Origin of the sequence: Miniimonas arenae (assembly GCF_006351005.1) — a bacterium.
In the GTDB taxonomy this organism is placed as follows: Bacteria; Actinomycetota; Actinomycetes; order Actinomycetales; family Beutenbergiaceae; genus Miniimonas; species Miniimonas arenae.
The window spans coordinates 1-4,197 of the sequence record NZ_VENP01000095.1 but is presented as its reverse complement, the minus strand read 5'-3'; the positions used below and the strand labels follow the sequence as shown (position 1 = coordinate 4,197).

Annotated in this window: 4 protein-coding genes and 1 pseudogene; 2 read left to right on the top strand and 3 right to left on the bottom strand. The window is 74.0% G+C overall.

Features of this window, described 5'->3' with window-relative positions:
• Positions 1 to 297, top strand: a pseudogene (locus FH969_RS14510) (alcohol dehydrogenase); the annotation flags it as partial.
• 108 nt (positions 298 to 405) lie between these two features.
• Here the strand turns inward: FH969_RS14510 and FH969_RS14505 are convergent.
• Positions 406 to 1,806, bottom strand: a complete 1,401-nt coding sequence (locus tag FH969_RS14505) for a PAS domain-containing protein (protein WP_139987895.1) — start codon at positions 1,804 to 1,806, stop codon at positions 406 to 408.
• 216 nt (positions 1,807 to 2,022) lie between these two features.
• Between FH969_RS14505 and FH969_RS14500 the strand changes: the two genes are divergently transcribed.
• The gene (locus tag FH969_RS14500) at positions 2,023 to 2,427 is read left to right on the top strand and encodes a VOC family protein (RefSeq protein ID WP_139987893.1); all 405 of its coding nucleotides are present in this window, start codon (positions 2,023 to 2,025) and stop codon (positions 2,425 to 2,427) included.
• 19 nt (positions 2,428 to 2,446) lie between these two features.
• Here FH969_RS14500 and FH969_RS14495 read toward each other — a convergent pair whose 3' ends face one another.
• Entirely contained in the window at positions 2,447 to 3,769 is a 1,323-nt protein-coding gene (locus FH969_RS14495) for a M18 family aminopeptidase (protein WP_139987891.1), read from the bottom strand.
• A 19-nt stretch (positions 3,770 to 3,788) separates the two neighbouring features.
• Positions 3,789 to 4,197, bottom strand: a 409-nt coding sequence (locus FH969_RS14490; protein WP_425462469.1) for a DoxX family protein, incomplete at its 5' end; no start/stop codon positions are given.

The following is a 4,197-nucleotide window of genomic DNA, read 5'->3' as shown; positions in this document are numbered from 1 at the left end:
GACGTCAACGACTACCTGGGCCTGCTCGCCGTGGACGGCACGCTCGTCAACGTCGGCGCGCCCGCCGAGGCCATGCCGATCCGCGCGTTCTCCCTCATCCCGTACCGCCGGTCCTTCGCGGGCTCGACGATCGGCTCGATCGCCGAGACCCAGGAGATGCTCGACTTCTGCGCCGAGCGCGGCCTGGGTGCCGAGATCGAGGTGATCGCCGCCGACGGCGTGAACGAGGCCTGGGAGCGCGTCGTCGCCTCGGACGTGCGCTACCGCTTCGTCATCGACATCGCGACGCTCGCCTGATCGGCGCACGCCGGCGCCAGGCGCCGGCGCCAGGCACGGCGCAGCCATCAACGCGGACGATTCCGGACCCATGTGCTCCGCAATCGTCCGCGTTGACGGCGCCGCCTCCTACGGCAGCTCGGCAATCCCGGCCGCGATGTGCTGCAGCGGCTCGCGCAGCGACACCGGGTCGAACCGCACCGGCGTCTGGCGCAGCCGGGACGCCAGGCCCACGATGTCGCCCAGCCCGATGACCCGCTCCGTCAGCCCCTCCTTGGCGGCCTCGACGAGCCCGATCAGCTCGGGTCCGTCGTCGCCGAACCGGCCCTCCTCGACGGCCGCGAGCAGGCGCTTGGACCACCCGTCCGCGCGGATGAGCGTGAGGTCCACGCTGCGCACGGCCAGCTCGGTGAGCTCCGGCACGATCCGCAGCAGGTCGACCACGCGGGTGGTACCCAGCTCGGCGCGGTCGACCTCCTCCTCCAGCGCGGTGTGCAGCAGTCGCAACTCGGTGCCGCGCGGTGTGCCGTCGGGGCCGGCCTCGATGACCTCGCTCGTGAACCGGGTGACCATCTGGTTGAGCAGCCCTACCGTCGCGATCCTCAGCACGAGGTCGCGGATCGCGACCTGCAGGCGGTCCAGCGGCAGGCTCTCGAGGCCGTCGAGCGCGTCCTCGCACGAGGCGTCCATCTCCCGGGTGAGGCTGACGAGCTCGGGGAGCTCGGCGTCGTCGGCATGCTCGTGCGCGGCGGTCGAGATGATCCCGGCGATCCGCGCGAGCTCGATCCGCAGCGCCATGAGCTCGCCCATGGCGGGCGTGAGGGAGTCGTGCTCGAGCACGATGCGCTGCGCGGTCTCCTCGAACCCCTCGAGCAGGCCGATGAACGACGTCATCGACCGACCGATCTCCTGGCCGGCCTGGAGCACCGACCCGAGCGCTCCGGCCCGCGGTCCCGGTGCGACCGCCGGTGGGAGCGCCGCGACCAGCGCGTCCACCTCGCGCGGCAGCACGCTGCGGGTGAAGCTCACCATGGAGGCGAAGCCGAGCGCGTGCAGCGCCCCGCCTAGCAGGGACGCCCCACGCTCGGCCGCGCTGTGGCGGCTCGCACCGGCGCGGCGCACGGCGGCCTCGCGCTCGGCGACGTCGTCGTAGGCCGCGAACACCTGGTCCTGCAGCTCGGCGAGGCTCGGGCGCAGACGCACCGACAGGTACCCGCCGTCGATCGGGAGGATCGTGGCGAGCACGTCGTAGCGCACGCCGTCCTTCGCCTCGTTGGCGATGTAGAAGCAGACCGGCCGGCCCGCCTCGAGCTCGTCCCACACCAGCCGGAACGCGCCGCCGGGCATGTCGGGGTGACGGATGAGGTTGTGCGGCGAGCCGACCGCCTCCTCCTCGGTCAGCGCGGCGAGGCGCAGGAACGTGTCGTTCGCGTGCCGGATCACGCCCTTGCGGTCGGTCGTGGAGAAGAACACGTCCTCGGGCGCGAACGTGCGGCGCGCCGCCAGGGCGGCGGGATCGGTCAGGGCCATGGGCTCCTCCTTCGGGCGGTGCACGACGGCGACGCAACCTTGCGCGGCAGTGTCACCCGGGCACGGGTCGGCTCGATCATGGCAGGGCCGGTGCGGGGCGGGGCGGGACCTTCGGCTCGCACGCTGGCGCGGTCGCACCGGCCCTCCCCCGCGCGGCGGCCCGCGAGTAGCCTCGTGACCGCCCGCGCTCGCGGGGGCCGAGCGAAGGAGCCACCCGTGTCGTTCAACGCCTACCTGTTCTTCGGCAGGACGTGCCGCGAGGCGTTCACGTTCTACCGCGACGTCTTCGGCGGCGAGCTGGACCTCGTCACCGCCGCGGACATGACCGGGGTCCCGCCCGGGATCGACCCCGCCGCGATCATGCACGCGTCGCTCACCACGCCCCACGGGCAGCTCGTCGGGTCGGACGACCCGTTCGCCGACCCGTTCGGACCCGTCTCCGGCATGCGCGTGTGTGCGACCCTGCCGGACGCCGACGCGGCCCGCGCCGCGTTCGACGCGCTCGCCGACGGCGGCGAGGTGCACCAGCCGTTCGCCGCCACGGAGTGGTCGGCGGGCTTCGGGATGCTGCTCGACCGCTTCGGCACGCCGTGGATGATCGACACCGCGATCGGCGCCTGACGCGGCTCGCGGCCAGCGGTCACGACCGCCAGAACGCCTCCGCGACGCGGCTCAGCGCGTCCAGGTCGCTCGTCCCCGCGAGCTCGCGCGCGGAGTGCATCGACAGGATCGGGATCCCGACGTCGACCGTCCGGATCCCCAGCCGGGTCGCCGTGATCGGGCCGATCGTCGACCCGCACGGCACGGCGTTGTTGCTCACGAACGCCTGTGTCACCACGCCCGCGCGCTCGCACCAGCCGCGCCAGGCGGCCTCCCCGACGCCGTCGGTCGCGTAGCGCTGGTTCGCGTTGATCTTGAGGATCGGCCCGGACCCCAGCACCGGCTGCACCACCGGGTCGTGCTTGCCGGGGTAGTTCGGGTGCACCGAGTGGCCGACGTCGCTGGACACGCACCACGAGTCCGCGAGCGCGCGCTGCTGCTCCTCGGGCGAGGCGCCGAGCGCCGCGCCGATCCGCCCGAGGACGTCCGCGAGGAACGGCCCAGCCGCTCCGCTGCGCGTCGCCGACCCGACCTCCTCGTGGTCGAACACCGCCAGGAGGGGGATGTGCGCGAGGTGGACGTCGCCGTCGCGCTCCCTCCCACCGACTCCCACGAGCCGCTCCAGCGCGGTGAGGCCCGCGTGCACCGACGCGAGGTCGTCCAGGCGTCCGACGGCGAGGAGCGCCTCGTCCTTGCCGAACACCGTGCCGCGGGCCGAGTCCGCGAGGACGAGGTCGTAGCCCCGCACGTCCTCGACTCGGACGTCCGTGGCGGCGGCGACCTCGGCGATCAGGTCGGCGCTCGCAGCGTCGCCCAGTCCCCAGACGGGCTGGGTCTGGGTCTGCTTGTCCAGGGCGAGGCCGTCGTTGGCCGTGCGGTCGAGGTGGATCGCGAGCTGTGGCAGGCGCAGGAGCGGCGGTGTCGCGACGAGGTGCGTGACGCCGTCGGACGTCACGAGGCGACCGGCCAGGCGCAGCTCGCGGTCGAGCCAGGAGTTGAGCAGCGGGCCGCCGTAGATCTCGACGCCGGCCTGGAGCCAGCCGTACCGGCCGGTGGTCGGCTCGGGCTTGAGCCGGAAGCCCGGAGAGTCGCTGTGGGCGCCGAGCACGTGCACGCCGGTCGTCGCGGTGACGTCCGCCGGGATCACCCAGGCCAGCACGGCGCCGTCGCGCACCACGAGGTAGCGCCCGCCCGGCTCGAGGCCCCACGCCTCGGTCTCGACGAGGCGGGTGAAGCCGGCCGCCGCGAGCCGGGTGGCAACCGCCTCGGCCGCGTGCAGGCTCGAGGGTGACGCGGCGACGAGGTCGACGAGGTCCTCGGCGTGGGCGCGGATGCTGGCAGGCGTGTTCTGCGGGCTGGTCACCCCTCGATCGTAGGGAGCGTCAGCGGGCGTGCAGCGCGGCGCGGACGAGCGGAACCTGGACGGGCAGACGCAGGACCGAGACGACGAAGGTCGCGATCGAGGCGGCGTCACCCTTCTCCAGCGCGCGACGGCCGAGGTCGACGCTCATCTGCACGTTCGCCGGCCAGACCGCGAGCAGCAGCGCCGCGCTCGCCTTGCCGGCCGCGCGCCGGGTCGTCGGCGCGAGGAGCCCGACGGCGCACGCGAGCTCCGCGACGCCGGACGCCACCACGAGCCCGCGCTTCCACGGCCGCAGCGGGGTCGGGATGATCGGCTCGAAGACCTCCGGGCGCACGAGGTGCACGACGCCGGAGCCGAGGAACGGGAGGACGACGCCCCAGGGGACGCGGGGGGCGTCGTCGGAGGTGCGGGCGTCGCCGGAGGTGCGG